Below are 26267 nucleotides of genomic sequence, written 5' to 3'. Positions count from 1 at the left end.
CGCGCAAAACTGCGCGCCCTTGGATTGGGTTGTTTTAAAGAGTTGCTATGCTTTATTGGGGCCCGCCTCAAGCACGTCTTCCAAGGTACGCAGGCCTGTGCGGGGGGCTTGAACCAACACGGACATATTGCCGGGCTTGTGTTGGTTATTTAGCATTTTGCTATGCGCATCGGGCAATTCGGCCCATGGCATGACCTCGGACATACACGGATCAAGACGGCGCTCGCACATTAGGCGATTTGCAGCTGCAGCTTGCTTAAGATGGGCAAAGTGGCTGCCCTGCAAGCGCTTTTGATGCATCCACATATAGCGCACATCAAAGGTGCAGTTGAACCCTGTCGTGCCCGCACAGATAACAACCATGCCGCCCTTTTTGCACACGAGAGTTGAGACGGCGAAGGTCGATTCACCTGGGTGCTCAAACACCATATCGACATTCACGCCTTTGCCAGTGATGTCCCAAATTGCTTTGCCAAAGCGGCGGGCCTCTTTTAGCCACGCGTTATATTCTGGGGTGTTCACCTTGGGCATTTGACCCCAGCAGTCAAATTCCTTGCGATTGATCACACCTTTTGCGCCAAGGCTGAGGACGTAGTCGCGCTTGCTTTCATCTGAGATGACGCCAATCGCATTCGCGCCTGCGGTGTTGATCAACTGAATGGCATAGACACCAAGCCCACCTGATGCCCCCCAAACCAGAACATTCTGGCCAGGTTTTAACTCATGCGGGTGATGGCCAAACAGCATACGATAGGCCGTGGCAAGGGTCAGAGTGTAGCACGCGGATTCTTCCCAAGTCAGATGCTTGGGGCGTGGCATTAACTGCTGAGCCTGCACACGGGTAAACTGGGCGAATGACCCATCGGGGGTTTCATAGCCCCAAATGCGCTGTGTCGGCGAGAACATTGGATCACCGCCATTACATTCTTCGTCATCCCCGTCATCTTGGTTGCAGTGGATGACGACCTCGTCCCCAACTTTCCAAGATTTCACTTTGTCGCCAACGGCCCAAACAATGCCTGCGGCATCAGAGCCTGCGATGTGATAGGGGGCGCCATGCCCATCGAAGGGGCTGATCGGTTGACCCAAGCCCGCCCAAACGCCGTTATAGTTCACACCCGCAGCCATAACCAGAACCAAAACTTCTTGGCTGTCGATGCTGGGTGTTTCTAGCACCTCAAGCTGAAATGCTTTGTCGGGCGTGCCGTGGCGCTCTTTCCGGATGGCCCATGCGTGCATTTTTGGCGGCACATATCCCATCGGCGGCATCTCGCCCATATCATAGAGGTCTTTTTCGGGCGCATCGTAGTAGAGGGGCGTCTGATTGCTGTCCAAAGCCATTGGGGCCTCCGTAAATTGCGCCCCAAGGGGCGTGTGGTGCTGCGATGCGGAATCGCTGATGTGCTATTGCAGCATAGAATATCAAGGGTTGCGCAACAATTCAAATAAAAATACAAATTTTGAGAAATAAAATGTCTCACATGGTGTGGCGTCTCGCTTTTTTAGTCGCATCAGCTTGCCAAGATTATAGGCAGATATCAGTTAAAATATTGATTTTATTATAAATTATTTTAGGCCGATGAGCGCGTGCCTTTATTCTGCATTGCAGCGAATTGACAGAGACATAAAGTTTTCCATATACCTCTATTTAAGTAAGGATATTGCTAAAGACGAATCTGGAGGGCGCTGATGGCCGAGATGCAGAAAGATAAGCCTTGGTTGATCCGCACCTATGCGGGCCATTCTACGGCCAAAGCCTCGAACGCGCTGTATCGGAGCAATCTGGCCAAAGGCCAGACGGGCCTATCCGTCGCCTTCGATTTGCCTACCCAAACGGGATATGACAGCGACCATGCGCTTGCGCGCGGTGAGGTGGGTAAGGTCGGCGTGCCCGTCAGCCATTTGGGCGATATGCGCACCCTATTTGAGAATATCCCGCTGGAGCAGATGAACACCTCAATGACCATTAACGCGACTGCGCCTTGGCTTTTGGCGCTCTATATCGCGGTGGCTGAGGAGCAGGGCGCCGAGGTGGCGGCCCTACAAGGCACAGTGCAAAACGATCTCATCAAAGAATACCTGTCGCGCGGGACATATATTTGCCCCCCTGCGCCGTCTCTACGTATGATCGCAGATGTGGCTGAGTATTGTTATACGCATGTGCCAAAATGGAATCCGATGAATGTCTGCTCGTATCACCTGCAAGAGGCGGGTGCGACACCCGAGCAAGAACTGGCATTCGCCCTTGCGACAGGGATTGCGGTTCTTGATGCGCTAAAGCCCCGCGTGGCAGCAGAAGATTTCCCCGCACTTTGTGGTCGCATCTCCTTTTTTGTGAATGCGGGCATCCGTTTTGTGACCGAGATGTGCAAGATGCGCGCTTTTGTTGATCTTTGGGATGAAATTTTAGAACAGCGCTATGGCGTGGAAGACCCTAAATTCCGTCGCTTCCGATATGGGGTTCAGGTGAACTCTCTCGGCCTGACAGAGCAGCAGCCTGAAAATAATGTCTATCGCATCCTGATTGAGATGCTCGCCGTGACATTGTCGAAACGCGCCCGCGCGCGGGCGGTGCAATTGCCTGCATGGAATGAGGCCTTGGGCCTGCCGCGCCCATGGGATCAGCAATGGTCGATGCGGATGCAGCAGATCATGGCCTATGAAACCGATTTGTTGGAATATGGCGACCTTTTTGACGGCAACCCTGTGGTGGATGCCAAGGTCGAGGAATTGAAATCAGGTGCGCGGGCCGAATTGGCCAATCTCGACTCGATGGGCGGCGCGATCATGGCGATTGATTACATGAAAGCGCGTTTGGTCGAAGCGAATGCTGACCGTGTGGGGGGGATTGAGCGGGGCGAGACCACTGTTGTCGGCGTCAACCGCTTTATGCAATCAGAACCTTCGCCTTTGGTCGATGAAGAGGGCGGGATCATGGTTGTTGATCCTGCCGTTGAGGCCGACCAAGTCGGGCGCCTTACTGCGTGGCGCGCCGCACGTGATGGCGCCGCTGTCGAGGCAGCTTTGGCGCGATTGCGCGATGATGCAACTTCAGGGCGCAATGTCATGCCCGCCTCGATTGACGCCGCAAAAGCAGGTGTGACGACTGGCGAATGGGCCGAGGTTATGCGCGCCGTGCATGGTCAATACCGTGGCCCAACGGGTGTTTCGAAATCTGTGTCGAACAAAACCGAAGGTCTGGAGGATATCCGTGCCGCCGTGGATGCGGTCAGCGATAAACTGGGCCGCCGTCTTAAGTTTATGGTGGGCAAGCCCGGACTTGATGGGCATTCCAACGGGGCGGAACAAATCGCCTTCCGCGCGCGCGATTGTGGAATGGATATCAGCTATGAGGGTATCCGCCTGACGCCCGAGGAAATTGTTCAAGCGGCCCTTGCGGAAGAACCCCATGTTATTGGCCTGTCGATCCTATCAGGCAGCCACGTGCCTCTGGTCGAGCAATTGATGGGGCATTTGGAGGCAGCAGGATTGGGGCATTTGCCTGTGGTTGTCGGCGGCATTATCCCGGAGGCGGATGAAAAGCGCCTTTTGTCTATGGGTGTGGCGCGGGTTTATACACCCAAGGATTTCGAATTAAATCGTATTATGTTTGATATCGTGGCCTTGGTTGAACCCCGTTCCGTTGCGGCTGAGTAAATAATAACGTGCTATATTTTCAATAATTATAGCGCGCGCATTAAATATATTCTTGTTGCCAATATAAAATAACAGGCTTAATCCTTCTGCCAGTTTGAAATTCCAAACGGGTTGGAGACATTATGTCTATTGATCTTTCAAAAATGTCGAAAGATGAGCTTGTCGCACTTCAAAAAGATGTCGCAGCGGCAATTAAAGATTTTGATAAACGGAAAAAGAAAGAAGCCCTGATTGCAGCCCAAAAAGCGGTGCAAGAATTTGGGTTTAGCCTTGAAGAGGTGTTGGGCGGTCGTAACGCGGGTGCGAAAGTTGCGCCACGCTATCGTAACCCCAGCAATCCTGACCAAACATGGACGGGCCGTGGCCGCAAACCCCTTTGGGTTGTGGATGCGTTGAATTCTGGAAAATCTTTGGATGATCTAGCGATCTAAAATGAATAAATCCGCCCAAAAGGGGCGGCTTTTCTTTTAAATGGCAACCACATCTAAAGGTGGAAAGCCATTAAATCCCACGGATGCATAGGTTGATGTATAGGCCCCGCAGGCGCGGATGATGATTTTATCTCCGCCCTTCAGCCCAAGCGGCAATTGCACGGGCCGCTTTTCATAGAGAACATCCGCGCTGTCACAAGATGGGCCTGCAAGAATGCAGGGGCCCGTAACTTCGTGGTCGCGCTCTGTGATGAATTGATAGCGGATCGCCTCATCCATTGTCTCGGCGAGGCCTGAGAATTTGCCAATATCAAGATAAACCCAACGGCATAGGTCATCGCTTGATTTGCGCGAGACAAGCAGCACCTCTGCGGCGATCATGCCCGCCTCACCGACCAGACCGCGGCCAGGTTCAGCCATGATCTGCGCCACATCCCCAAAGCGGGCGTGAACCTGATCCATAACGGCGCGGGCATATGCGGTGGGGTGTGGGATGTCATCGCCGTAAAAGGCGGGGAAACCGCCACCGATATTGAGCAAGTCCAAACCATGCCCTGCGGCTTGCGCGGCGTGCCAAACGGCGGCGATCTGATCAAGCGTATCAGCCCACATCATCGGATCACGGGTCTGGCTGCCCACATGGAAGGACAGGCCGCGCGGGGTCAAACCAACCGCCTGGGCGTGCTCGATCAGGCCCAATACAGTCTCGCGGCTTGTGCCAAATTTGCGTGTCAGCGGCCAATCGGCACCTGAGGCTTCGACAATCACGCGGATATAGACCTGGGCATTCGGGGCATGGGTCGCGATTTTGTCCAACTCTTCCACAGCATCGGCGGCAAAGAGCGTGATCCCTTGCGCATGGGCATAGGCAATATCGGCAGGGCGTTTAATCGTGTTGCCGTAAGAGATATGCGCAGGCCGCGCGCCATGGGCCAAGCAGGCCTCAATCTCGGCGCGAGAGGCCGCGTCAAAATGCGCGCCAAGACCTATAAGACGGGCCAAGATTTCAGGCGCAGGATTGGCTTTGACCGCGTAATGAATATCCGCATGGCCCAAGCCCGCTTTGAGTGCGTGATACTGCGCTTCAATCCGCTCCAGATCCAGAACAAGGGTCGGGCGATCAAAGCTTGTGCTGCGGATATAGCCCAAGAGACGGGCATCGGGATCAATGGGTTGAGAAATAGCTTCGCAAACCGAAGGCTCGGCAAATGTAGCGTTCATAGGCATCTCCAATAGACATGGGCCGAAACTCGACCAGACGTTCCAAGGGAGACGTTACCGTCGCTACATTAACCGCGTGGGTGCTAGCCCACCTCGCCAGAGGCGCGTGCGTTGGCGTCTGTGCGCGGGCGTTTGCATCACCTGCGATCAAATAGCAAGAAGTTTTTTGCAGCCCGCCTCACAAACCATGGCTGCGGTCGTAACCATTGGCGGGGCGGGGGGTAAATTCAGCGGTCAACTCGCTGTCAAACACCTCCACCAACATCGGGTGGCAGGTAGCGCTGTCAGAAGAATGTTCCGCCCCGCAATCCCCACCCGGACAGGCAGAGAGCGCGCCCAAAAGATCCATCTCGGCCAGAAAATCCAGATGATCCCCCGCCCGCGCGGGCGTGGCCTTCATAAAATATTGGCCCGTATCACGGGTGAACCCTGTGCACATAAACACGTTGAGCACGTCATGCACCACCATCTCGGCCTCGGTCAAAGATAGGCCGCGATGTGAGGCCAGCGCGCGGGTCAGGTTGGAATGACAGCAGTGGTGATACTGCCCGCCAGACAGCAGGTTATGCGTATAGGGGTCGCAGCGCGTGCCGATCACATCATGCACCGCGCCGCCAAAATCATCGCGCCCATACCACGCCAAACTGTCCTCAAGGATCAGGGCCATGGCGCGCAGATGCGGCAGGATGGAATAAAGCGTGTGGCCTGTGCTGACATGGCTGCCATGGATGGCGCGGGTTTTGCCCGAAAAGAACCGCTCGGACAGATCATGCGCATTCCACAGGTTGAGATCCCCCACCTGCGCCCCTTGCGGCAGGGAGATGCGGAAGGATTGCCCTGCCTTCACCTCGAAACAGGCCGCCTCGCGTGGGGGGATCAGCACCTCGGCGGTTTTGCGCCAGTGCTTGCGTGCGCGCGCCATACGTGCAGGGTCGGGCGCGGGCAGGCTATCGGTGGGATAGCAGATTACTGGCGTCACCGCGCGGCGCCCTTCGGCATCCTGTGGGGCCGTTATATGGTCTGTCATAGTGCTCCCTCCTGCGTTACTTGGGCAGTTGTAATTTCACAGTGCAATTCTCCGTCTCAAATGGAGAAGTGGTATTTGAGCAAGAAGGCGCTTTTTATGCGATGTTGAGCTACGCGGATTTGATTTATGTGATTTCGGATACCTATGAGCGGCCACAAATTTATTGTCTGTCAACATAGTGCTGAAAACTAAAAGGGCCTTTGGGCCCCTTTTTCTTTCACCTCATAACTGCCGTTCCACCATCATCTTTTTGATATTGGCGATAGCCTTGGCGGGATTTAGGCCTTTGGGGCACGTTTTGGTGCAGTTCATGATCGTGTGGCAGCGATAGAGTTTGAACGGATCTTCCAGCTCGTCCAAACGCTCGCCCGTGGCCTCGTCACGGCTGTCGATGATCCACCGATAGGCGTGCAGAAGCGCGGCTGGTCCAAGGTAGCGATCGCCGTTCCACCAATAGCTAGGGCAGGAGGTGGAGCAGGAAGCGCACATCACACATTCATAAAGCCCATCCAATTTTTTGCGGTCTTCGATGGATTGGCGCCATTCCTTTTCAGGGCGCTGCGTTTTCGTCTCAAGCCAAGGCATGATCGAGGCGTGCTGCGCGTAGAAATGGGTCAGGTCGGGTATCAAATCCTTGACCACGGGCATATGGGGCAGCGGATAGATTTTCACATCGCCCTTGATCTCATCCATGCCATAGATACAGGCCAGTGTGTTGATCCCGTCAATATTCATCGCGCAAGACCCGCAAATTCCCTCGCGGCACGAACGGCGGAAGGTGAGCGTTGGGTCGATCTCGTTTTTGATCTTGATCAGCGCGTCCAAAACCATCGGCCCGCAGTTGTCCATATCCACCCAATAGGTGTCGACACGGGGGTTTTGCCCGTCATCGGGATTCCAGCGGTAAATCTGGAATTTGCGCAGGTTTGTGGCCCCCTCGGGCTTGGGCCAAGTTTTGCCCGTTGTGATCTGCGAATTCTTTGGAAGTGCGAGTTCTACCATGGTCGTCTCCGTCTCACTGGCTGCCCGTTTCGGGGTAGAGGGGTGTTTCGGGCGCTTGGCCCGTCAATCTGATAACGCAGGTGGTGTAGACATCTCCGGGGTCGCGCCCTGCGAGGTAGTCTGAGGAAAGGCCGATTTGCATACCCGCAGATGTGCCGCCAGTGCCAACACCGACCGCAATCTGGGTTTGCGGTCGTGTCGCCGCATCTGCGCGTTGGCGGCATTGTGCTTCTGCCTGCGCCAATGTGGGCGGTGCGGGGGGCGTGCAGGCGGCCATCAGCGCCACAGCAAGGAGGGGCCTAGTGCATATCATGGCCTGCAGTCCCACCGCATTCTCCCTTAGTAAACCCGCGCTTTCGGGGCAATTTTCTTGAGGTCAATCCCGCCTTCTTCATGCGTGGTCAGCGGGTCAAGATGAACGGGGCGATAATCGAGCGCCACTTTTTGATCCTCAACCACCGCAAGGCTGTGCTTGCGCCATGTTTTGTCATTGCGGTCGGGATAATCCTCATGCGCATGTGCACCACGGCTCTCTTTCCGCGCTTCAGCCGAGACGATGGTGGCCAAGGCGTTTGGCATCAGGTTGGTCAGTTCCAATGTTTCCATCAGGTCTGAGTTCCATACGAGGCTGCGATCGGTGACTGATAGGTCATCCATCTTGGCGGCAACCGCCTCCATTTTTGCGCACCCTTCCGAAAGGGTCTTATCGGTGCGGAAAACAGCCGCATCTGCCTGCATGGTTTTCTGCATCTCAAGGCGCAATTCGGCTGTGGCGACCGTGCCCTTCGCATGGCGCAACCCATCAAAGCGAGCCAAAGCTGCATCAAGGCTGGCTTGGTTCAATGCGGGATTGGGGGTGTCAGGATTGACAACCTTGCCCGCGCGGATTGCAGCAGCACGGCCAAAGACCACAAGGTCGATGAGCGAGTTTGACCCAAGGCGGTTCGCCCCATGCACCGAAGCGCAGCCTGCCTCACCCACGGCCATCAAGCCGGGGACAACCGCATCTGGATTGTCCTTGGTTGGGTTCAGCACCTCGCCCCAGTAATTGGTGGGGATACCGCCCATATTGTAATGCACAGTCGGCAGCACGGGGATTGGTTCGCGGGTTACATCCACGCCTGCAAAAATCCGTGCGCTTTCCGAGATGCCTGGCAGACGCTCTGCTAGGGTTTCAGGCGGCAGGTGGTTGAGGTGCAGGAAGATATGATCTTTTTCTTTTCCAACGCCACGGCCTTCGCGGATTTCCATGGTCATACAGCGTGAAACCACATCGCGTGACGCAAGATCCTTATAGGTTGGGGCATAGCGCTCCATGAAGCGCTCACCCTCGGAGTTGGTCAGATAGCCGCCTTCGCCGCGCGCGCCTTCCGTGATCAGGCAGCCTGCGCCGTAAATCCCTGTGGGGTGGAATTGCACGAATTCCATATCCTGTAGGGGCAGACCCTGACGCGCGACCATGCCGCCGCCATCGCCTGTGCAGGTATGCGCTGAGGTTGCACTGAAATAGGCGCGGCCGTAGCCACCTGTGGCCAAAACGACCATCTTGGCATTGAACGCGTGCAGCGTGCCATCGTCCAATTTCCAAGCCAGAACGCCTTGGCACTGGCCGTCTTCGGACATGATCAGATCAGTCGCGAAATATTCGATGTAGAAATTCGCGTTATTCTTCAACGACTGGCCGTAGAGTGTGTGCAAAATCGCGTGACCTGTGCGGTCTGCGGCGGCGCAGGTGCGCTGCACGGGCGGGCCTTCGCCAAATTCAGTGGTATGGCCGCCAAAGGGGCGTTGATAAATCTTACCCTCTTCGGTGCGCGAGAATGGAACGCCGTAATGTTCCAACTCATAAACCGCCTTGGGCGCTTCACGGGCGAGGTATTCCATCGCATCCGTATCGCCAAGCCAGTCCGACCCTTTGACTGTGTCATACATATGCCACTGCCAACTATCAGGCCCCATATTGCCAAGTGAGGCTGCGATGCCCCCTTGTGCCGCAACAGTGTGAGAACGGGTTGGGAAAACCTTGGTCACACAGGCGGTCTTAAGACCCTGTTCTGCCATGCCCAAGGTCGCACGCAGGCCCGATCCGCCCGCGCCAACAACGACAACGTCATAGCTGTGGTGATGAATTTCGTAGGAAGCGGTCATGTTCCGTCTGCTCCTGTTTGTCTGTTCAGAACGCGAGTTTTGCAATCGCGAAAAGCCCGATCGCCATCAGCCCGTAGGAGATGATCGAAAAGGCGATGAGAAGGCCTTTGCGGGTCAAGCCGCCGGTGTAATCCTCAACCACCACTTGGATGCCGAGGCGGAAATGGTGGAGGCCCACGATCAACATCAGCGCGATAATCAGCGCGCGCAGCGGATGACCGAGCGCTGCGATCACCGCGTCATAAGGTTGGCCCAAAAGTGGCCCGAAGGTGAACACGAAAAGCGGGGTCAGAACCATGAGCGCCACCGAGGTGAGGGTCATTGTCCAAAAATGTTCTGTGCCTGAGCGAGCAGAACCAAGGCCGATCACGCGTTTGCGGTCTGTTGCGAATTTCATAACCTATGCCTTTCCTGCCTTAGACAAAGATGAGGGTGAGAATGGTCAGCACCACCGCGCCCACAATCATGGCCCATCCCATGCGGTCTGCTGCCTCAAGCTCTAGCCCGCGGCCAGTGTCCCAGATCAGGTGACGCAGCCCGCCAAGCGTGTGATACCACAGCCCCAATACGGAAAGCGTCATCACGACATCTCCAAGCATTGATGTCATCAGCCCGTCCACGAGATCGAAATAGGCCTTCCCTGTCGCTGCGGCCAATAGCCACCAAACGATAAGCAAAGCCGAGCCAAGCATCGCGATACCCGTGATGCGGTTTAGGATTGATGTCGCGGAATTGAGCTGTTTGCGATAAATCTGCAAATGCGGCGACAAAGGGCGATTGCCCCGATTTACGTCTGCCATTCTGGGAACCCTCTCAGGTTGTCTTGGTCTGGTCGTCTGTTCAACGACCATCCATACCCGAATTTTCGCCCCTGTCACGGGGGGAGTGAACGCTAACAGGTGAATTAAGGGCAAAATTAGGTGATTTATTGCCGCAGTTGGCCCATTGTGATCACAATCAGAAATCCTGTGATCACTAAATTTCTGTGGAATCTCAGCGTGGCATGAGTGTCCAGTAATCCAGATCAAGCAACACATGGGGCAGATATTTGCCTGCCTCATCGCGCAGCTGTCCTGCGGTGCCTGCCGCGCTGGTGGCAACCAATCGAAGGCGCAGCGCGCCGATATCAGGCGATGCAGTCTCAGCTTTATCCAACACTTCAGACCATGCGCGGATTGTTGTGCCTGCAAAGCATGGGTTGGCATGGGCGCCTGCGTTTATGCCCGCAATCATCTGCGCATTTGCCAAGCCATTAAAGGACAAAGCCCGCGCCATGGAGATGACGTGGCCCCCATAGATCAATCGCTGGCCGTCATCGCGGAAGGTCGCGTCAAAATGCACTTTGGCCGTATTCTGCCAAAGGCGGGTGGCCATCATATGTTCGGCCTCCTCAATGGTTACGCCGTCCACATGTTCGATCACCTCGCCAATTTCATAATCCCCCCAAAGATGTGGCTCTCCTGCCAGAGTGGTCGGGTAATTGGCGAAAGTAAGGCCTTGGGGAATAGCCAAATCGTCTGGTGCAATGACCTTCGCCAAATCTGGGATCACGGTTTCTGGTGCGGCGGCATCAAGATTGTTTTTGCGCACCATGACCCAACGCACATAATCAAGCACCACATCGCCGTTTTGATTGCTGCCTTGTGTGCGCACATAGACCACGCCAGATTTGCCGTTGGAATTTTCCTTGAGGCCAATGACCTGACTTTTTGAGGTCAGGCTGTCACCTGCGTAAACGGGCTGCAAAAACCGCCCCTCAGCATAGCCTAAATTAGCAACGGCATTGAGCGAAATATCGGGCACAGTTTTGCCAAAGACGATGTGGAAGGTGATCAGGTCATCCAATGGACTTTGAGCCAGCCCGCAGGATTGGGCAAAAGCGTCAGAGGAATGCAACGCGTGGCGTGCAGGATAGAGCGCGTGATAGAGTGCCCGCTCTCCACCCGAAACTGTGCGCGGAACGGCATGTTCAATCACTTGGCCGAGGCGATAATCCTCGAAAAAATTGCCAGAATTGGTTTTCATGCCGCCATTCCTTTGCGTGTTTATTGCTGCCCGAGTTTCATATCGGGGTGGTAGGCATCTGCGATAGTTTTCGTGACTGCCTGAGCGCAGCGCATTTTGTTGGTGCTTGGATCAAAGGCATAGGATGGACTGCCATAGAGCACCCATCCCTTCGCCAACGCATCCGACACTTTGTGGCAGAAGGCCGATGTGTCCTCTTCGGTGAGAAGCCTATAAATTACGTTTGACTCAGCCATAGGGGAAATACCCCAGTAATGTGTGGATATAGCCCACAATGCCCATCACGATGATCCCGATGACCAAGGCCAAGATGTCCTTGACGATACTTGGATTGGCGGGACGCACCCAATCGCGACCTTGGCGGTTGATGATGATGACTGAGGCCACAGCCCAAGCCAACATTCCCCCAAACAAAATGATTGAGGCCAAATCGCCATTCACCAAAAGGTGGGCAATGGCCCAAGCCTTAATCGCAGACAATTGTTTGTGGCGGATGCGGGCCGAGAGGGTGCCTGACATGTGCGAAAGCGCGAACAGCCAGAACGCGATCTGCACCAAAAGATTGTTGATATGGGTGAAGAAGGCTGGGGGTGACCAAATCTGCACCACGGGTGCTGCACGATAGCCGATGATCATCAGCACAACACCTGCAAGCGTCGCAAGGGTCAGGATCAGCCGACCTTTTGGATCCCCCATGTTGGCACGAAAATCAGGTGCAAGCCGTTTGACCCAATGTCCGCCCGCGAACAGGACAAGCCCAAGGATGAGAAGGAGATAGCCCATTAAATTTGCTCCAATTCTGCAATTGCTTCTGCTTTTGCAAGCATGGCACGGGCTGTCTCGACATGGAGGTTTTCAACGATCTTACCATCTACAACCGCGACCGCCTCGCCACGCGCGATGGCGGCATCATAGGCATCTATCTGTCGGCGGGCGAGGTCAATTTCAGCCTCAGACGGAGAAAAGACCTTATTTGCAATCTCAAGTTGCGCGGGATGGATCAAGGTTTTTCCATCCATGCCCCAATCGCGCCCCTCAAGGCATTCGGCATGAAGACCGTCTTCATCTTTAAAAGCGTTATACACCCCATCAATACAAACAATCCCATGGGCGCGCGCCGCCATAAGGCAGGACTGCAGCGCGAAATGCATCGCGCCTCTGCTGCGCGATCCTAAATCCTTGGCCAAATCATTCGTGCCCATAATGAAACCCGCCATGCGTGGGGCTGCGGCAATCGCGGCGGCATTCAAGATGCCCAGTGGCGTTTCCATCATCGCCCAAATCTGGGTATCCCGCGCTGCGGGTATGGTGTCGAGTAGGGCCGCAACCGCCTCGATATCTGCGGCGGTGTTCACTTTTGGCAGTAAGATCGCTTCAGGGCCAATCGCGGCAAGAGCGGCCAGATCATCCTTGCCCCAGACTGTGTCGCTGCCGTTGATCCGCACGATTTGTGCGCGCTTGCCATAGCCGCCCTGTTGCAGGCGATTTTTAAGAATGTCGCGCGCTGGTATTTTCTCATCAGGGGCGACAGCATCTTCAAGGTCAAAGATAATCGCATCAGTTTGAAGCGTCTGCGCCTTTTCCAAGGCACGTTCCTTAGAGGCAGGAATATAGAGAACGGAGCGATAAGGGCGGGCGCTGCGTGCGGATGAATCGGACATATGGCCACCTTTGGGCTGATTGATTCTGCGTTGCAGCATAAAAAGCAGGATGAGTGCGCGACCGCAAGTTACGTTTTGACGCATCTGTAGGAAATTTTGTTGCGCGCGCCTGATAGATCAGAATAGCCCATCGTAAATTAACTTCACGCCCGTTAGCACCAATGCGACATAGGTGATGCCGAAAAATAGCCGCTCTGGGATGGCGTGATGGGCCTTAACACCCACCCATGTGCCGAAAATGGCAACAGGGGCAAGCAGCGCCACATCGCCCATCAAGTCCCATGAGAAGAGGCCAAGATAGGCGTAGCTTGCGAATTTCATCAGGTTGATTGCCCAAAACACAATAACCGTGGTTGCTTGGTATACTGTCTTTCCCACATTGCGTTGCGACAGCATAAACACCGCTACCGCAGGCCCGCCTGCGTGGGAAATAAAGCTTGTGAAGCCTGCTGCGACGCCCGCGATGATGCCATCGCGACTTGAGAAATCGCGCGGTTGCGGGGAAATCCATCCCCGCGCGCGAGCCAATTGAAACAGGGGAAAGAGCAATGCAATCGCCCCAATCAGGAGGCGCAGCGCATCAGCTGAGATGATTTTGAACAATAAGATCCCAGCGATACAGCCAAAGACAGACCCAATCACAAGCACCCGGGTTGAGGGGCCATCCCATTGCTTCCAATAGGGTTTGAGGGCTGAGAAATCCATGATGATCAGAAGGGGCAGCATAAGGGCCAAGGCGTGGGTTGGCTCCAGCACGACAGCGAGAATCGCTGACGAAACAAACCCAATGCTAGACCCAAATCCGCCCTTTGACATGCCTCCGACAAAGACCGCAAATGCCGCCAGCAGCCATAGCCATCCCTCTAGCATTTTGCCCTCTTTGTTTGCTGAATTATGACCAAAATACAGTGTTTTGAGTGAAGGGAAACCCCCGATGCTCGGGCCGCATATGGTGCGTGATGCGCTTTGTGCCGCAGCGCAGAGACTTGCAACAAGGCAGGGGCGGTTGTAGGGGTCGCTTCAGTTTCAACTCGGATCCGGAGACATATCTCATGGCCAGACCTAAGATTGCACTGATCGGCGCAGGACAGATTGGCGGCACGCTTGCCCATCTCGCGGCGCTGAAAGAATTGGGCGACGTTGTCCTTTTTGATATCGCCGAGGGCACCCCTCAGGGCAAAGCCCTTGATATCGCCGAATCTGGGCCTTCTGAAAAATTCGATGCCAAGCTTAAGGGCACGAATGATTACGCCGATATCGCGGGCGCTGATGTATGCATTGTGACTGCAGGTGTTCCACGTAAGCCTGGCATGAGTCGCGATGATCTCTTGGGGATCAACCTCAAAGTCATGAAATCTGTTGGCGAAGGCATTCGCGATCATGCGCCCAATGCCTTTGTGATCTGTATCACCAACCCATTGGATGCGATGGTTTGGGCCTTGCGCGAATTTTCTGGTCTGCCGCATGAAAAGGTTTGCGGCATGGCAGGCGTTTTGGACAGCGCGCGTTTCCGCCATTTCTTGGCGGAAGAGTTTGATGTGTCCATGAAAGATGTGACGGCGTTTGTTTTGGGCGGTCATGGTGACACGATGGTGCCGTCTGTGCGCTACTCAACAGTTGCAGGTATTCCTTTGCCTGACCTGATTGAAATGGGTTGGACAACGAAGGATCGCTTGGATGCTATCGTGCAGCGCACTCGCGATGGTGGGGCTGAAATCGTGGGTCTTTTGAAAACGGGCTCTGCATTCTATGCGCCTGCGACATCCGCGATTGAGATGGCCGAAGCCTATCTCAAAGACCAGAAGCGTGTTTTGCCATGCGCGGCCTATTGTGATGGCCAGTTTGGCTTGAAAGGCATGTATGTGGGTGTTCCCACAGTCATCGGTGCAGGTGGTGTTGAGCGCATCGTTGAGATCAAGCTGACCAAAGACGAGCAAGCGATGTTCGACAATTCTGTCGCTGCCGTGAAGGGTCTTGTGGATGCTTGTAAAGGCATCGATGAGAGCCTCGCTTGATCTAAGCGGAGAATTCCGAAACCTATCTAAAAGGCGGCGCTTAGCGCCGCCTTTTTTGGTTTTGATGGATGGTGAGTCGGCAAAGTTAATACACTCTTAAGGCGAGTAGGCCGCAGCCCTGCCTTGGAAACCCGTTTGTGATCACGCTTATTTTTTCTGTGATCACAAATGTCGAATTTTGCGCTTAAAACTAAGCTGTTGGGCAGATTGCCGTTTATTTTATGCGGCGGGATGTGCTTACACGCCGTGAAACGACAGCAACACACGGGACAGTTTCATGAACATTCATGAATATCAGGCGAAAGCCTTGCTTCGCCAATACGGCGCACCGGTCAGTGATGGCCGCGTTGTTCTGAAAGCCGAAGAGGCCAAAACCGCAGCGGGCGAATTGGATGGCCCGCTTTGGGTGGTCAAGGCGCAGATCCACGCAGGCGGTCGCGGCAAGGGTAAGTTCACAGAATCCGATGCGGGCGAAAAAGGCGGCGTGCGCCTTGCCAAGTCGGTCGAAGAGGCCGCAGCCGAAGCCAAAAAGATGTTGGGCCGCACCCTTGTGACCCATCAAACTGGCCCCGTCGGCAAAGTTGTGAATCGCATCTATATCGAAGATGGGTCGGGCATTGAGCGCGAGCTTTACCTCGCCCTTTTGGTGGATCGCCAATCGAGCCGTATCTCCTTCGTCTGCTCCACTGAGGGCGGCATCGATATCGAAGATGTGGCCGCAAAGACACCAGAGAAAATCCTGTCTTTCGCTGTTGATCCTGCCACTGGATACCAAGCCTTCCACGGGCGCCGCATTGCCTTTGCGCTTGGCTTTGAAGGCAAGCAGGTCAAAGAATGCGTAAGCCTGATGGGCATCCTCTATAAGGCCTTCGTTGAGAAAGATATGGAGATGTTGGAAATCAACCCGCTGATCGTGACGGATGAGGGCAGCCTTAAGGTGCTAGACGCGAAAGTTAGTTTTGACGGCAACGCCATTTATCGCCATGCGGATATTGCGGCGCTGCGCGATGAGACCGAAGAAGACGCCAAAGAATTGGCCGCGTCCAAATTTGACCTGAACTACATCGCGCTTGATGGCGAGATTGGCTGTATGGTCAACGGCGCTGGTCTTGCAATGGCCACGATGGATATCATCAAGCTTTATGGCGCTGAGCCCGCGAACTTCCTTGATGTGGGCGGCGGTGCAACCAAGGAAAAGGTGACCGAGGCGTTCAAAATCATCACCTCTGACCCCAACGTAAAAGGTATTCTTGTGAATATTTTTGGCGGCATCATGCGCTGCGACATCATCGCCGAAGGCGTTGTGGCCGCAGTGAAAGAGGTGGGTCTGCAGGTGCCACTGGTCGTGCGCCTTGAAGGCACAAACGTGGAGAAGGGCAAGGAGATCATCAACACTTCTGGCCTCAATGTGATCGCGGCTGACAATCTGTCGGACGCGGCCCAGAAAATCGTTAAAGCGGTGAAAGGCTGAGCTTATGGCTGTTCTTGTCGATGAAAATACAAAAGTCATTTGTCAGGGTTTCACGGGAAGCCAAGGCACATTCCACTCGGAACAGGCGATTGCTTACGGCACAAAAATGGTTGGTGGCGTGACCCCTGGTAAAGGCGGTCAGACCCATCTCAACCTCCCCGTTTTTGACAGTGTGCATGAGGCGAAAGCCAAGACCGAAGCAAACGCATCGGTGATCTATGTGCCACCGCCCTTTGCGGCTGACTCCATCCTTGAGGCGATTGATGCCGAGATGGAATTGATCATCTGCATCACCGAAGGCATCCCTGTGCTGGATATGATGAAGGTCAAGCGTGCTTTGGAGAATTCATCCTCCAAGCTGATCGGGCCAAACTGCCCCGGTGTGATTACACCTGACGCCTGCAAAATCGGCATCATGCCTGGCCATATCCATCGCCGCGGGTCGGTTGGCGTGGTGTCGCGCTCTGGCACATTGACTTATGAGGCTGTGAAGCAAACCACAGATGTCGGTCTGGGCCAGTCCACTTGTGTCGGCATCGGGGGTGACCCCATCAAAGGCACCGAACATTTGGATGTGTTGGAATGGTTCTTGGCGGACGATGAAACCCAATCGATTATCATGATCGGTGAAATTGGTGGTTCCGCGGAAGAAGAAGCGGCGCAATTCCTCAAAGACGAAGCCAAGCGTGGCCGCAAGAAGCCTGTGGCGGGCTTTATTGCAGGGCGCACGGCCCCTCCAGGCCGCCGCATGGGTCATGCTGGCGCCATTGTTGCCGGCGGCAAAGGCGGAGCAGACGATAAGATCGAAGCGATGAAATCCGCAGGGATCGTGGTGGCAGACAGCCCCGCAACCCTTGGTGAAGCGGTTCTCAAAGCAATCGGTTAAACACAGTTGCCTCGCGCGCTCAATTTGATCGTGCGGGGCTATTCCATTTCTCAGGTGCGGTCATGACTGAACAAAGCCCGAATGATATCTTCCACGCCTCAAGCTTTATGCAGGGGCATAATGCCGAATATCTCGAACAGCTTTACGCGCGTTATGCGCAAGACCCAAATTCGGTCGAAGAAAGTTGGCGGGCGTTTTTTGCTTCGCTTGGCGATGCACCAGCTGACGCAAAGGCCGAGGCCGCAGGCCCCTCTTGGGCGCGTGGTGACTGGCCGTTGCAGCCTGCCGATGATTTGACCCATGCGCTCACGGGTGAGTGGCCCGCCGCAGCGGTCGAAGTCAAAGGCGCAGAAAAGAAAATCCGCGAAAAGGCGGCAGATGCAGGCATCGAGTTGACCGATGCACAGGTGCAGCGCGCTGTTTTGGACAGTATCCGCGCACTGATGATCATCCGCGCCTATCGTATCCGTGGTCATTTGATTGCCGATATCGACCCGCTTGGCATGCGCGACCATATCCCCCACCCAGAACTTGATCTGCGCAGCTATGGTTTCACCGATGCGGATATGGATCGTCCGATTTTCATCGATAATGTTTTGGGCCTGCAAATGGCATCAATGCGCCAGATCATGGAGATCGTGAAGCGCACCTATTGTGGCACATTTGCCCTGCAATATATGCACATCTCTGATCCCGAGCAGTCCAGCTGGCTCAAAGAGCGGATTGAGGGTTATGGCAAAGAGATCGCCTTCACCCGAGAGGGCCGTAAGGCCATCTTGAACAAATTGGTCGAGGCCGAAGGTTTCGAGAAATTCCTACATGTGAAATACATGGGCACAAAGCGTTTCGGCCTTGATGGTGGCGAGGCGTTGATCCCCGCGATGGAGCAAATCATCAAACGCGGTGGCGCGCTTGGCGTGAAGGAAATCGTGATTGGCATGCCCCACCGCGGGCGTCTCAGCGTTTTGGCCAATGTGATGGGCAAACCTTACCGCGCGATTTTCAACGAATTCCAAGGCGGCAGCTTTAAGCCTGAGGATGTCGATGGATCAGGGGATGTGAAATATCACTTGGGCGCGTCTTCGGATCGCACTTTTGATGATAACACTGTCCACCTTTCCTTGACCGCGAACCCAAGCCACCTTGAGGCGGTTAACCCCGTTGTTCTGGGCAAAGTGCGCGCCAAGCAAGATCAGTTGGGCGACACAGAACGTCACCAAGTTTTGGGTATCCTTTTGCATGGTGATGCGGCCTTTGCGGGGCAGGGTGTTGTTGCAGAAGGCTTGGGGCTTTCGGGACTGCGCGGTCACCGCACAGGCGGCACAATCCATATCGTGGTGAATAACCAAATCGGCTTCACCACTGCGCCCCATTTCAGCCGTTCCTCGCCCTATCCAACAGATATTGCTTTGATGGTTGAGGCGCCGATTTTCCATGTCAACGGGGACGATCCCGAAGCCGTTGTTCATGCTGCAAAAGTTGCTACGGAATTCCGTCAGAAATTCGGCAAAGATGTTGTGATTGATATCTTCTGCTATCGCCGCTTTGGTCACAACGAAGGCGATGAGCCGATGTTCACCAACCCGATGATGTATAACCGCATCAAGAAGCACAAAACGACCTTGCAACTCTATACCGAGCGTTTAGTGCAGGACGGGCTGATCCCCGAAGGTGAAATCGAAGATATGAAGGCGGCCTTCCAAGCCCGTCTGAATGATGAGTTTGAGGCAGGTAAGGAATATAAGCCTAACAAAGCGGATTGGCTTGATGGCCGTTGGAGTCATCTCAACCGCGAGGGCGAGGATTACCAACGCGGTGAGACAGCAATCAAGCCCAAGACGATGAAAGAGATCGGCAAGGCCTTGGTGACCGCGCCCCAGAACTTCGTGCTGCATAAGACTGTGGCGCGTCTTTTGGAAACGAAACAAGAGATGTTCGACACGGGCCAAGGGTTTGATTGGGCGACTGCCGAGGCTTTGGCCTTTGGCAGCTTGCTGACCGAAGGATATCCAGTTCGCCTTGCAGGCCAAGACAGCACCCGTGGCACATTCAGCCAGCGCCATTCGGGCCTGATCCATCAGGAGAGCGAGGAACGCTATTATCCTCTCAATAACATTCGTGAGGGCCAAGCGCGCTACGAGGTCATCGACTCGATGCTGTCCGAATATGCGGTGCTGGGCTTTGAATATGGCTACAGCCTTGCGGAACCGAATGCCTTGGTCATGTGGGAAGCGCAATTTGGTGATTTCGCCAATGGCGCACAAATCATGTTTGACCAATTCATCTCATCGGGCGAAAGCAAATGGTTGCGGATGTCTGGATTGGTGATGCTGTTGCCGCACGGGTTTGAGGGCCAAGGCCCCGAGCATTCCTCCGCGCGTCTTGAGCGGTTCTTGCAAATGTGCGGTCAAGATAACTGGATTGTGGCCAATTGCACCACACCGGCCAATTATTTCCATATCTTGCGCCGCCAGATCCATCGCAGCTTCCGTAAGCCATTGGTTCTGATGACGCCGAAATCCCTTTTGCGGCATAAAAAGGCCGTCTCACGGGCGGAGGAGTTCACAACAGGGTCTTCCTTCCACCGCGTGCTGTGGGATGATGCCCAATATGGCAGTTCGGATCTCAAGCTGAAATCAGACGATAAAATCCGCCGTGTCGTCATCAGTTCAGGCAAGGTCTATTATGACTTGCTTGAAGAGCGCGATGCGCGTGGTCTGGATGATGTCTATCTCTTGCGTCTTGAGCAATTCTATCCATTCCCTGCGATGTCGCTGATGAAGGAATTGGAGCGCTTTAAGACCGCAGAGATTGTCTGGTGTCAGGAAGAGCCGAAAAACCAAGGGGCTTGGACATTCGTTGAACCAAATCTTGAATGGGTTCTGACACGGATTGGGGCAACCCATAGCCGCGCCACTTATGCAGGCCGCGCTGCTTCGGCTTCGCCTGCGACTGGCCTAGCCTCACAACATAAAGCACAGCAAACCGCGCTCATCAACGAAGCGCTGACGATCGAAGGGTAAAGACAATGGCGACAGAAGTCCGCGTGCCCACTTTGGGCGAATCCGTGACCGAGGCCACCGTGGCAACTTGGTTCAAAAAACCAGGGGATACAGTCGCGCAGGATGAGATGCTGTGCGAATTGGAAACCGATAAAGTGACTGTTGAAGTTCCTGCCCCCGCCGCAGGCACATTGGGCGAGATCGTTGCGGGCGAGGGCGAGACGGTTGGCGTTGATGCTTTGCTCGCCACAATTGCGGCCTCGGGTGCAGGCACCAATGCTGCGGCCCCTGCCGCAAAGCCAGCGGCCGCTGCGTCTTCGGGTGCATCGGTCGATATTATGGTTCCCGCGTTGGGCGAGTCTGTGACCGAAGCCACCATCGCCACATGGTTCAAACAGGTCGGCGATACGGTCGCGCAAGACGAGATGCTGTGTGAATTGGAAACGGACAAAGTGTCGGTCGAGGTTCCCGCCCCCGCTGCAGGTGTTTTGGCGCGCATTGATGCGGCCGAAGGTGCGACCGTAAATGCAGGCGGGCAGCTTGGTGTCATTTCCACCGATGGCGCGGCTGTCGCCGCCCCTGCCGCAGCACCCGCTGCGGCCCCTGCTGCCGCTGCACCGACAAGCAGAGGTCGGGATGTAGAAGATGCCCCATCAGCCAAGAAGCTGATGGCGGAAAAAGGCATTGACCCCGCGGCTGTTCAAGGCTCGGGCAAGGATGGACGCATCATGAAAGAAGATGTTTTGAAGGCCGCAATTGCCCCCGCTGCAGCGCCTGCTGCTGCCCCTGCCGCCGCTCCGCGTGCGCCTGTCGCCGCCGAGGATGCTGCCCGCGAAGAACGGGTCAAAATGACCCGTCTGCGCCAGACGATTGCAAAGCGTCTGAAAGATGCGCAAAACACTGCAGCGATCCTGACCACCTATAACGAGGTGGACATGACCGAGGTGATGGCCCTGCGCAACGCCTATAAAGACGAGTTCGAAAAGAAGCACGGCGCGCGTTTGGGCTTTATGTCCTTCTTCACCAAGGCCTGTATCCACGCCTTAAAAGAGGTGCCTGAGGTGAACGCTGAAATCGATGGCACCGACATCGTCTACAAAAACTTTGTACATATGGGCATCGCGGCAGGCACGCCACAGGGTCTGGTTGTGCCAGTGATCCGTAACGCCGATCAGATGTCTTTTGCCGAAATCGAAAAGGCGATTGCCGAAAAGGGCAAGCGCGCGCGCGATGGCAAGCTGTCTATGGCCGAGATGCAGGGCGGCACGTTCACCATTTCGAATGGTGGGGTTTACGGCTCGCTCATGTCCTCGCCGATTTTGAACCCGCCACAATCGGGTATTTTGGGGATGCATAAAATCCAAGACCGCCCCATGGTCATCAATGGCGAGATCAAAATCCGCCCAATGATGTATCTGGCGTTGTCCTATGACCACCGCATTGTCGATGGCAAAGGCGCGGTGACCTTCCTTGTCCGCGTCAAGGATGCACTGGAAGACCCACGCCGTTTGTTGATGGATCTCTGATCCCCACAAACGACTGAGAACACGACCGCGAAACGCCCCCGTTCTGGCTGCATCGGATGGGGGCTTTTTGCTGCCTAATACCCTGCCGCGCGATCCACCAGATGCAAGAGGGCCTCGCCCGCCTCACCACGGCGGATATTCTCGGCAATGGTTTCCGATGCCGTCTCGGCCCTTGTGGCAGAGGCGATATGCGGGGTTACAGTGACCCGTGGATGGCGCCAATAGGGATGTGAGGCAGGCAGGGGTTCGATGGTGAAAACATCCAAAGTGGCCGCTGCGATCTTGCCTGTATCAAGGGCGGCCAAAAGCGCGGCATCCTCGATCAAACTGCCGCGCCCAGGGTTGATGATCTTGGCCCCATGGGGCAGGGCGGCGAGGGTGGTTTGATTGATCAGCCCGCGCGTGGCGGCGGTGTCGGGCAGAAGTGTTACCAAAATCTCGGCATGGCGCATTGCATCGAAAAGCCCGTCTTCACCATGATAGCACGCGATGCCTTCGATTGATTTGGGGCTTCGCGACCAGCCTGCGACATCAAAGCCAATCCGCGCAAGGCTTTGCGCTGCAGCCGCGCCCAATACACCAAGACCCAAGATGGTCACCTTGCGATCCCGCGCCAAGGGCGGCACCAAATTGGGGCGCCAGACCCCATCTTGCCCTGCAAGGAAATCGTCAATCATGAGGTGATAACGCAGCACATGACCCATGACGAATTCGAGCATACCTTGCGTTAGGCCATAATCGACCATGCGGGCAAGCGGCATGGTGATTGTTTCATTGCCGACAATATCCTCAACCCCTGCCCAAAGGCTCAGCACGGCCTTTGCGCGGGTGAAGGGGGTAAAATCCTGTAGCCCCGAATTGGGGGCGTAGATGATATAATCCACCTCAGCTGGGTCAGCTTCAGTGGTTAGGCCCATGGTATCAACCCCTGCCTTCTGCAACGCCTTGCGCAGTGCGGGTTCATATTCCGCCCATTTTTCAGATTTTGCAGCGAAAAGGATGGTGGGGGATGGCATGGCCTGCTCCTGAAATATGAGATGCGATTAGGGCTATCAGAGGGCGCAGGGCGGGAAAACCCGCCAATTTCACTTTAGCGTGGACGATGGATATGGGCCGATTGCACCAAACCAAACGCTGCTAAAAGCACCATCATTGCTGAGCCGCCATAAGAGACGAGCGGCAAAGGCACGCCCACCACGGGGGCCAACCCCATGACCATTGCCATATTGATCGCGAAGTAGAGGAAAAAAGTTGCTGCAATCCCAATGCTAAGAAGCGAGGCAAAGCGATCTTTGGTAGAAAGGGCCGTCCAAATACACAAGGCTACAATCAGTAGATAGATAAACAGGAGGGAGGATGCACCGATAAAGCCAAATTCCTCAGCCAAGGTCGTGAAGATGAAATCGGTGTGTTTTTCGGGCAAAAAGTTTAAGCGGCTTTGCGTGCCTTCCATAAATCCCCGTCCAGAAAACCCGCCCGATCCAAGCGCGATCTGACTTTGGGTGATGTGGTATCCGGCGCCAAGCGGGTCTTGGGTTGGATCGAGGAAGGTGTCGATGCGGCGGAATTGGTAATCTTTGATCAATTGCCATGATGTGCCGCGTGATGCGAACACAGCAAAGGCCGCGCCCACGCCCGCCGCAATCAACCCGCCAAAATAGGCCCAGTGAACGCCTGCGGCAAAAACCACCGCGCCACCGCCCAAAAGCAGCAGGAGGGCTGTGCCCAAATCGGGCTGCTTGAGGGTCAAAAACACAGGCACCAAGATCAAGAGCAGGGGCGGCAGGATATAGAGCGGATGCGATTTCTTCGTGGTATCGAGGCGCGCATAATAGGCGGCCAAGACCATCACGATGGTGATTTTTGCCAATTCGGAGGGCTGCAAGCGGAACCCACCAAGGTCAATCCATCGTTGTGCGCCCATACCGACCGTGCCGAAAAACTCGACCACGAGCAGCAACACAAGCGAGAACGCATAGCCCAACCATGACACCATCCGCCAAAAGGCAATTGGGATCAGCGCGATGATGAACATTGCGGCCATGCCGAGCGCGAAACGCTGCACTTGCGGAATGACCCAAGGTCGTGTTGAGCCCCCCGCAACCGAATAAAGCATCATAAACCCGATGCAGGCTACAAGGGTCAGAAGTAACACAAGCGGCCAGTTGAAATACAGAACCTTGCGCCACCCGCTTGGCATCGTATTGATCTGGTAGAGTGAAAAACTCATGCGCGGCTTGTCCCTGTGGTGCCAGATGTTGGGGCATCTGGACTGCCGCGTCGCGGCAAAAGGGTCATGGCGGCATGGCGCTCCTGTACTGCCGCGCGCTGGTTTGCGGGATAGGCGTCCAACGGGGGCAGATCATCAAACATCGCATAAAGCAAAATGTCGCGCGCAAGGGGCGCTGCTGCCGCCGACCCACCGCCGCCATGTTCCACGATCAGCGCAATGGCATAGCGTGGTGCATGTGCGGGGGCATAGCCCACAAAAAGGGCATGATCGCGCCGCTCCCACGGCAGGTCTTCATTGCGGATCACGCCTGCGGCCCGCTCGGCGGCGGTGATATTGCGCACTTGGCTTGTGCCTGTTTTGCCCGCAATCAAATAGTCCTGCAAAACAGTGCGGCTGCCTAAGGCTGTGCCGCGCGACCCATTGGAGACTTCAAACATCCCATCGCGAATTTTTGCCAGATTGGCAGGATTTACATCCAAAGGCATGATGGCAAGGTAATCAGGTTCCACCCCGTCTACGCTGCGAATAAGGCGCGGATTAAGGTTTAGGCCAGAGGCAAGGCGCGCGGTCATCACAGCCAGTTGCAACGGTGAATTAAGAATAAAGCCCTGACCGATTGACGCGTTGAGCGTGTCGCCCATCACCCATGGCTCGCCACGGTTGGATAATTTCCAATCCATCGTGGGTGCAATGCCCGTTGCCACGCCTGAAAGAGGCACATCATGGCGCACGCCGCAGCCCAGCCGTTCGGCCATGGCTGAGATGGCATCAATGCCCACGCGTTGCGCAAGATCGTAATAATAGACGTCACAGCTTTGCGCGATGCTTTGCACCATATCCATCCGACCATGGCCGCCCCGCTTCCAGCAATGAAAGCGCCGATTGCCCAACTGTAGGGATCCACTACAAAACACAGTGTCGGACGGATCAATTAGCCCTGCCTCTAGCGCGGCCAAGGCCACGACCATTTTATAGGTCGATCCGGGCGGGTAGAGGCCCTGCGTGGCTTTATTGGCCAAGGGGCGGTAGGGGTCGGTGTTGAGCGTTTCCCAGATGGACGATGGGATGCCGCGCACAAAGAGGTTCGGATCATAGGTGGGCGCTGAGGCCAAGGCGAGAATGTCGCCATTTTGGGTGTCGATCACCACCGCGCCCGCGCTTTCGCCTTCAAGCCGCGCTTCGGCATAGTTTTGGAGATAGGCATCAACTGTCAGTCGCACATCCGCACCAGGTTGGGCCTCACTGCGGTCAAGCTCGCGCATCACGCGACCTGCGGCGTTCACCTCGACCCGCTTGCTGCCTGCGCGCCCGCGCAAGACATCCTCAAGCCGCGCTTCGACATTGTAGCGCCCGACTTGGAAATCGGGGATTTGCAGCACGGGATCCGTGTCCCCTGTCGTCTCAAGATAATAGTCCGAGACAGGCCCCACATAGCCCACAACGTGAGAGAAATCTGCCCCAAGCGGATAATCCCGCGACAATCCCACATCAGGCGTGATCCCTGGAAGTGCGGGGGCATTGACCGAAACCAGAGAGAACTCCTCCCATGATAGACGATCTGCGATGGTGACAGGCACGAAGGGCGGGCGGGACATCATCTCGTCACGTGCCCGATCTAGTTTCGCGCGGTCGATATTCACAATGCGGCTCAAGCGCGACAGCACCAAATCCACATCCCCCGCATCCTCGCGCACCATCGTGATGCGGTAATTGGGCGAGTTGTCTGCCAGAACTGTGCCATGGCGGTCATAGATCACCCCACGCGCAGGGGGCAACAGGCGGAGGTTGATCCGATTTTCTTCGGCCAAAAGCCGAAAATCATCAGCCCGCTCAAGTTGCAAATAACGCATGCGCCCTGCCAGCACGAGGCAGGTGGTGCTCATAAGCCCACCCAAAACCAACGCGCGGCGGGACATTTGCGCGTTATTATCTTGGTTTTTGCGTTTCTGACTGCGGGCCATG

23 protein-coding genes are annotated in these 26267 nt (G+C 55.4%); 7 read left to right on the top strand and 16 right to left on the bottom strand.

What is annotated here, in order from left to right; all coding sequences use genetic code 11:
- Positions 1-45 precede the first annotated feature (45 nt).
- Positions 46-1341 carry a crotonyl-CoA carboxylase/reductase gene (gene ccrA, locus AAC622_RS09035; RefSeq protein ID WP_340261807.1) on the bottom strand — a complete coding sequence of 432 codons (1296 nt, stop codon included), beginning with the start codon at positions 1339-1341 and terminating at the stop codon, positions 46-48.
- Between the two features lie 348 nt (positions 1342-1689).
- Here ccrA and AAC622_RS09030 point away from each other — a divergent pair, with 348 nt between their 5' ends.
- On the top strand, positions 1690-3657 hold the full coding sequence (locus AAC622_RS09030) for a protein meaA (RefSeq protein WP_340261804.1): 1968 nt from the start codon (positions 1690-1692) through the stop codon (positions 3655-3657).
- Positions 3658-3779: 122 nt separating this feature from the next.
- A complete protein-coding gene (locus AAC622_RS09025; RefSeq protein ID WP_340261801.1) occupies positions 3780-4088 on the top strand; it encodes an H-NS histone family protein in 309 nt (102 codons plus the stop codon).
- A gap of 36 nt (positions 4089-4124) precedes the next feature.
- Here the strand turns inward: AAC622_RS09025 and AAC622_RS09020 are convergent, their stop codons facing one another.
- The 12 genes from AAC622_RS09020 to AAC622_RS08965 all read right to left on the bottom strand — a co-directional run bounded on the left by AAC622_RS09020 (position 4125) and on the right by AAC622_RS08965 (position 14042).
- Entirely contained in the window at positions 4125-5309 is a 1185-nt protein-coding gene (locus AAC622_RS09020) for a type III PLP-dependent enzyme (RefSeq protein WP_340261799.1), read from the bottom strand.
- A 178-nt stretch (positions 5310-5487) separates the two neighbouring features.
- A complete protein-coding gene (locus AAC622_RS09015; protein WP_340261797.1) occupies positions 5488-6336 on the bottom strand; it encodes an urea carboxylase-associated family protein in 849 nt (282 codons plus the stop codon).
- A gap of 222 nt (positions 6337-6558) precedes the next feature.
- Entirely contained in the window at positions 6559-7338 is a 780-nt protein-coding gene (locus tag AAC622_RS09010; protein ID WP_340252623.1) for a succinate dehydrogenase iron-sulfur subunit, read from the bottom strand.
- A gap of 13 nt (positions 7339-7351) precedes the next feature.
- On the bottom strand, positions 7352-7651 hold the full coding sequence (locus tag AAC622_RS09005) for a hypothetical protein (protein WP_340261795.1): 300 nt from the start codon (positions 7649-7651) through the stop codon (positions 7352-7354).
- 26 nt (positions 7652-7677) lie between these two features.
- Positions 7678-9486 carry a succinate dehydrogenase flavoprotein subunit gene (gene sdhA, locus AAC622_RS09000; RefSeq protein ID WP_340261793.1) on the bottom strand — a complete coding sequence of 603 codons (1809 nt, stop codon included), beginning with the start codon at positions 9484-9486 and terminating at the stop codon, positions 7678-7680.
- 25 nt (positions 9487-9511) lie between these two features.
- Positions 9512-9883 (bottom strand): succinate dehydrogenase, hydrophobic membrane anchor protein, encoded by a 372-nt coding sequence (gene sdhD, locus AAC622_RS08995; protein WP_317656445.1) that lies wholly within the window; start codon positions 9881-9883, stop codon positions 9512-9514.
- A 19-nt stretch (positions 9884-9902) separates the two neighbouring features.
- Positions 9903-10286, bottom strand: coding sequence for a succinate dehydrogenase, cytochrome b556 subunit (gene sdhC / locus AAC622_RS08990; protein WP_340261790.1), 384 nt, complete (start codon positions 10284-10286; stop codon positions 9903-9905).
- 193 nt (positions 10287-10479) lie between these two features.
- Positions 10480-11511 carry a MaoC family dehydratase gene (locus AAC622_RS08985; protein ID WP_340261788.1) on the bottom strand — a complete coding sequence of 344 codons (1032 nt, stop codon included), beginning with the start codon at positions 11509-11511 and terminating at the stop codon, positions 10480-10482.
- A 20-nt stretch (positions 11512-11531) separates the two neighbouring features.
- The gene (locus AAC622_RS08980; protein ID WP_317656441.1) at positions 11532-11747 is read right to left on the bottom strand and encodes a DUF1737 domain-containing protein; all 216 of its coding nucleotides are present in this window, start codon (positions 11745-11747) and stop codon (positions 11532-11534) included.
- Positions 11740-12294 carry an NnrU family protein gene (locus tag AAC622_RS08975; RefSeq protein WP_340261784.1) on the bottom strand — a complete coding sequence of 185 codons (555 nt, stop codon included), beginning with the start codon at positions 12292-12294 and terminating at the stop codon, positions 11740-11742. The genes AAC622_RS08980 and AAC622_RS08975 overlap by 8 nt, the downstream gene beginning before the upstream one ends.
- The gene (locus AAC622_RS08970) at positions 12294-13172 is read right to left on the bottom strand and encodes an HpcH/HpaI aldolase/citrate lyase family protein (RefSeq protein ID WP_340261780.1); all 879 of its coding nucleotides are present in this window, start codon (positions 13170-13172) and stop codon (positions 12294-12296) included. Before AAC622_RS08970 ends, AAC622_RS08975 begins: the two co-directional genes overlap by 1 nt.
- Positions 13173-13289: 117 nt before the next feature.
- Entirely contained in the window at positions 13290-14042 is a 753-nt protein-coding gene (locus AAC622_RS08965) for a sulfite exporter TauE/SafE family protein (RefSeq protein WP_340261777.1), read from the bottom strand.
- A 182-nt stretch (positions 14043-14224) separates the two neighbouring features.
- Between AAC622_RS08965 and mdh the strand changes: the two genes are divergently transcribed.
- From mdh to odhB, 5 genes are all read left to right on the top strand, one after another.
- Positions 14225-15187: a malate dehydrogenase gene (gene mdh / locus AAC622_RS08960; RefSeq protein WP_340261775.1), complete on the top strand. Its 963-nt coding sequence runs from the start codon at positions 14225-14227 to the stop codon at positions 15185-15187.
- Between the two features lie 277 nt (positions 15188-15464).
- Positions 15465-16658 carry an ADP-forming succinate--CoA ligase subunit beta gene (gene sucC, locus AAC622_RS08955; RefSeq protein ID WP_340261772.1) on the top strand — a complete coding sequence of 398 codons (1194 nt, stop codon included), beginning with the start codon at positions 15465-15467 and terminating at the stop codon, positions 16656-16658.
- Positions 16659-16662: 4 nt separating this feature from the next.
- Positions 16663-17544, top strand: coding sequence for a succinate--CoA ligase subunit alpha (gene sucD, locus AAC622_RS08950; RefSeq protein WP_340261770.1), 882 nt, complete (start codon positions 16663-16665; stop codon positions 17542-17544).
- Between the two features lie 62 nt (positions 17545-17606).
- The gene (locus AAC622_RS08945; RefSeq protein WP_340261769.1) at positions 17607-20567 is read left to right on the top strand and encodes a 2-oxoglutarate dehydrogenase E1 component; all 2961 of its coding nucleotides are present in this window, start codon (positions 17607-17609) and stop codon (positions 20565-20567) included.
- Between the two features lie 5 nt (positions 20568-20572).
- Positions 20573-22072 (top strand): 2-oxoglutarate dehydrogenase complex dihydrolipoyllysine-residue succinyltransferase, encoded by a 1500-nt coding sequence (odhB, locus tag AAC622_RS08940; protein WP_340261768.1) that lies wholly within the window; start codon positions 20573-20575, stop codon positions 22070-22072.
- Positions 22073-22146: 74 nt separating this feature from the next.
- Here the strand turns inward: odhB and AAC622_RS08935 are convergent, their stop codons facing one another.
- The 3 genes from AAC622_RS08935 to mrdA all read right to left on the bottom strand — a co-directional run bounded on the left by AAC622_RS08935 (position 22147) and on the right by mrdA (position 26266).
- Positions 22147-23088, bottom strand: coding sequence for a 2-hydroxyacid dehydrogenase (locus tag AAC622_RS08935; RefSeq protein WP_340261766.1), 942 nt, complete (start codon positions 23086-23088; stop codon positions 22147-22149).
- A gap of 74 nt (positions 23089-23162) precedes the next feature.
- Complete coding sequence (gene rodA / locus AAC622_RS08930) at positions 23163-24302, bottom strand: rod shape-determining protein RodA (protein ID WP_340261763.1); 1140 nt, start codon at positions 24300-24302, stop codon at positions 23163-23165.
- Complete coding sequence (gene mrdA, locus AAC622_RS08925) at positions 24299-26266, bottom strand: penicillin-binding protein 2 (protein WP_340261761.1); 1968 nt, start codon at positions 26264-26266, stop codon at positions 24299-24301. Before mrdA ends, rodA begins: the two co-directional genes overlap by 4 nt.
- Position 26267 lies beyond the last annotated feature (1 nt).

The sequence above is a fragment of the Roseobacter sp. HKCCA0882 genome (assembly GCF_037805225.1).
Classification (GTDB): Bacteria; Pseudomonadota; Alphaproteobacteria; order Rhodobacterales; family Rhodobacteraceae; genus M30B80.
The sequence above is the reverse complement of the archived record's forward strand: the minus strand, read 5'-3'. Positions and strand labels throughout refer to the sequence as shown.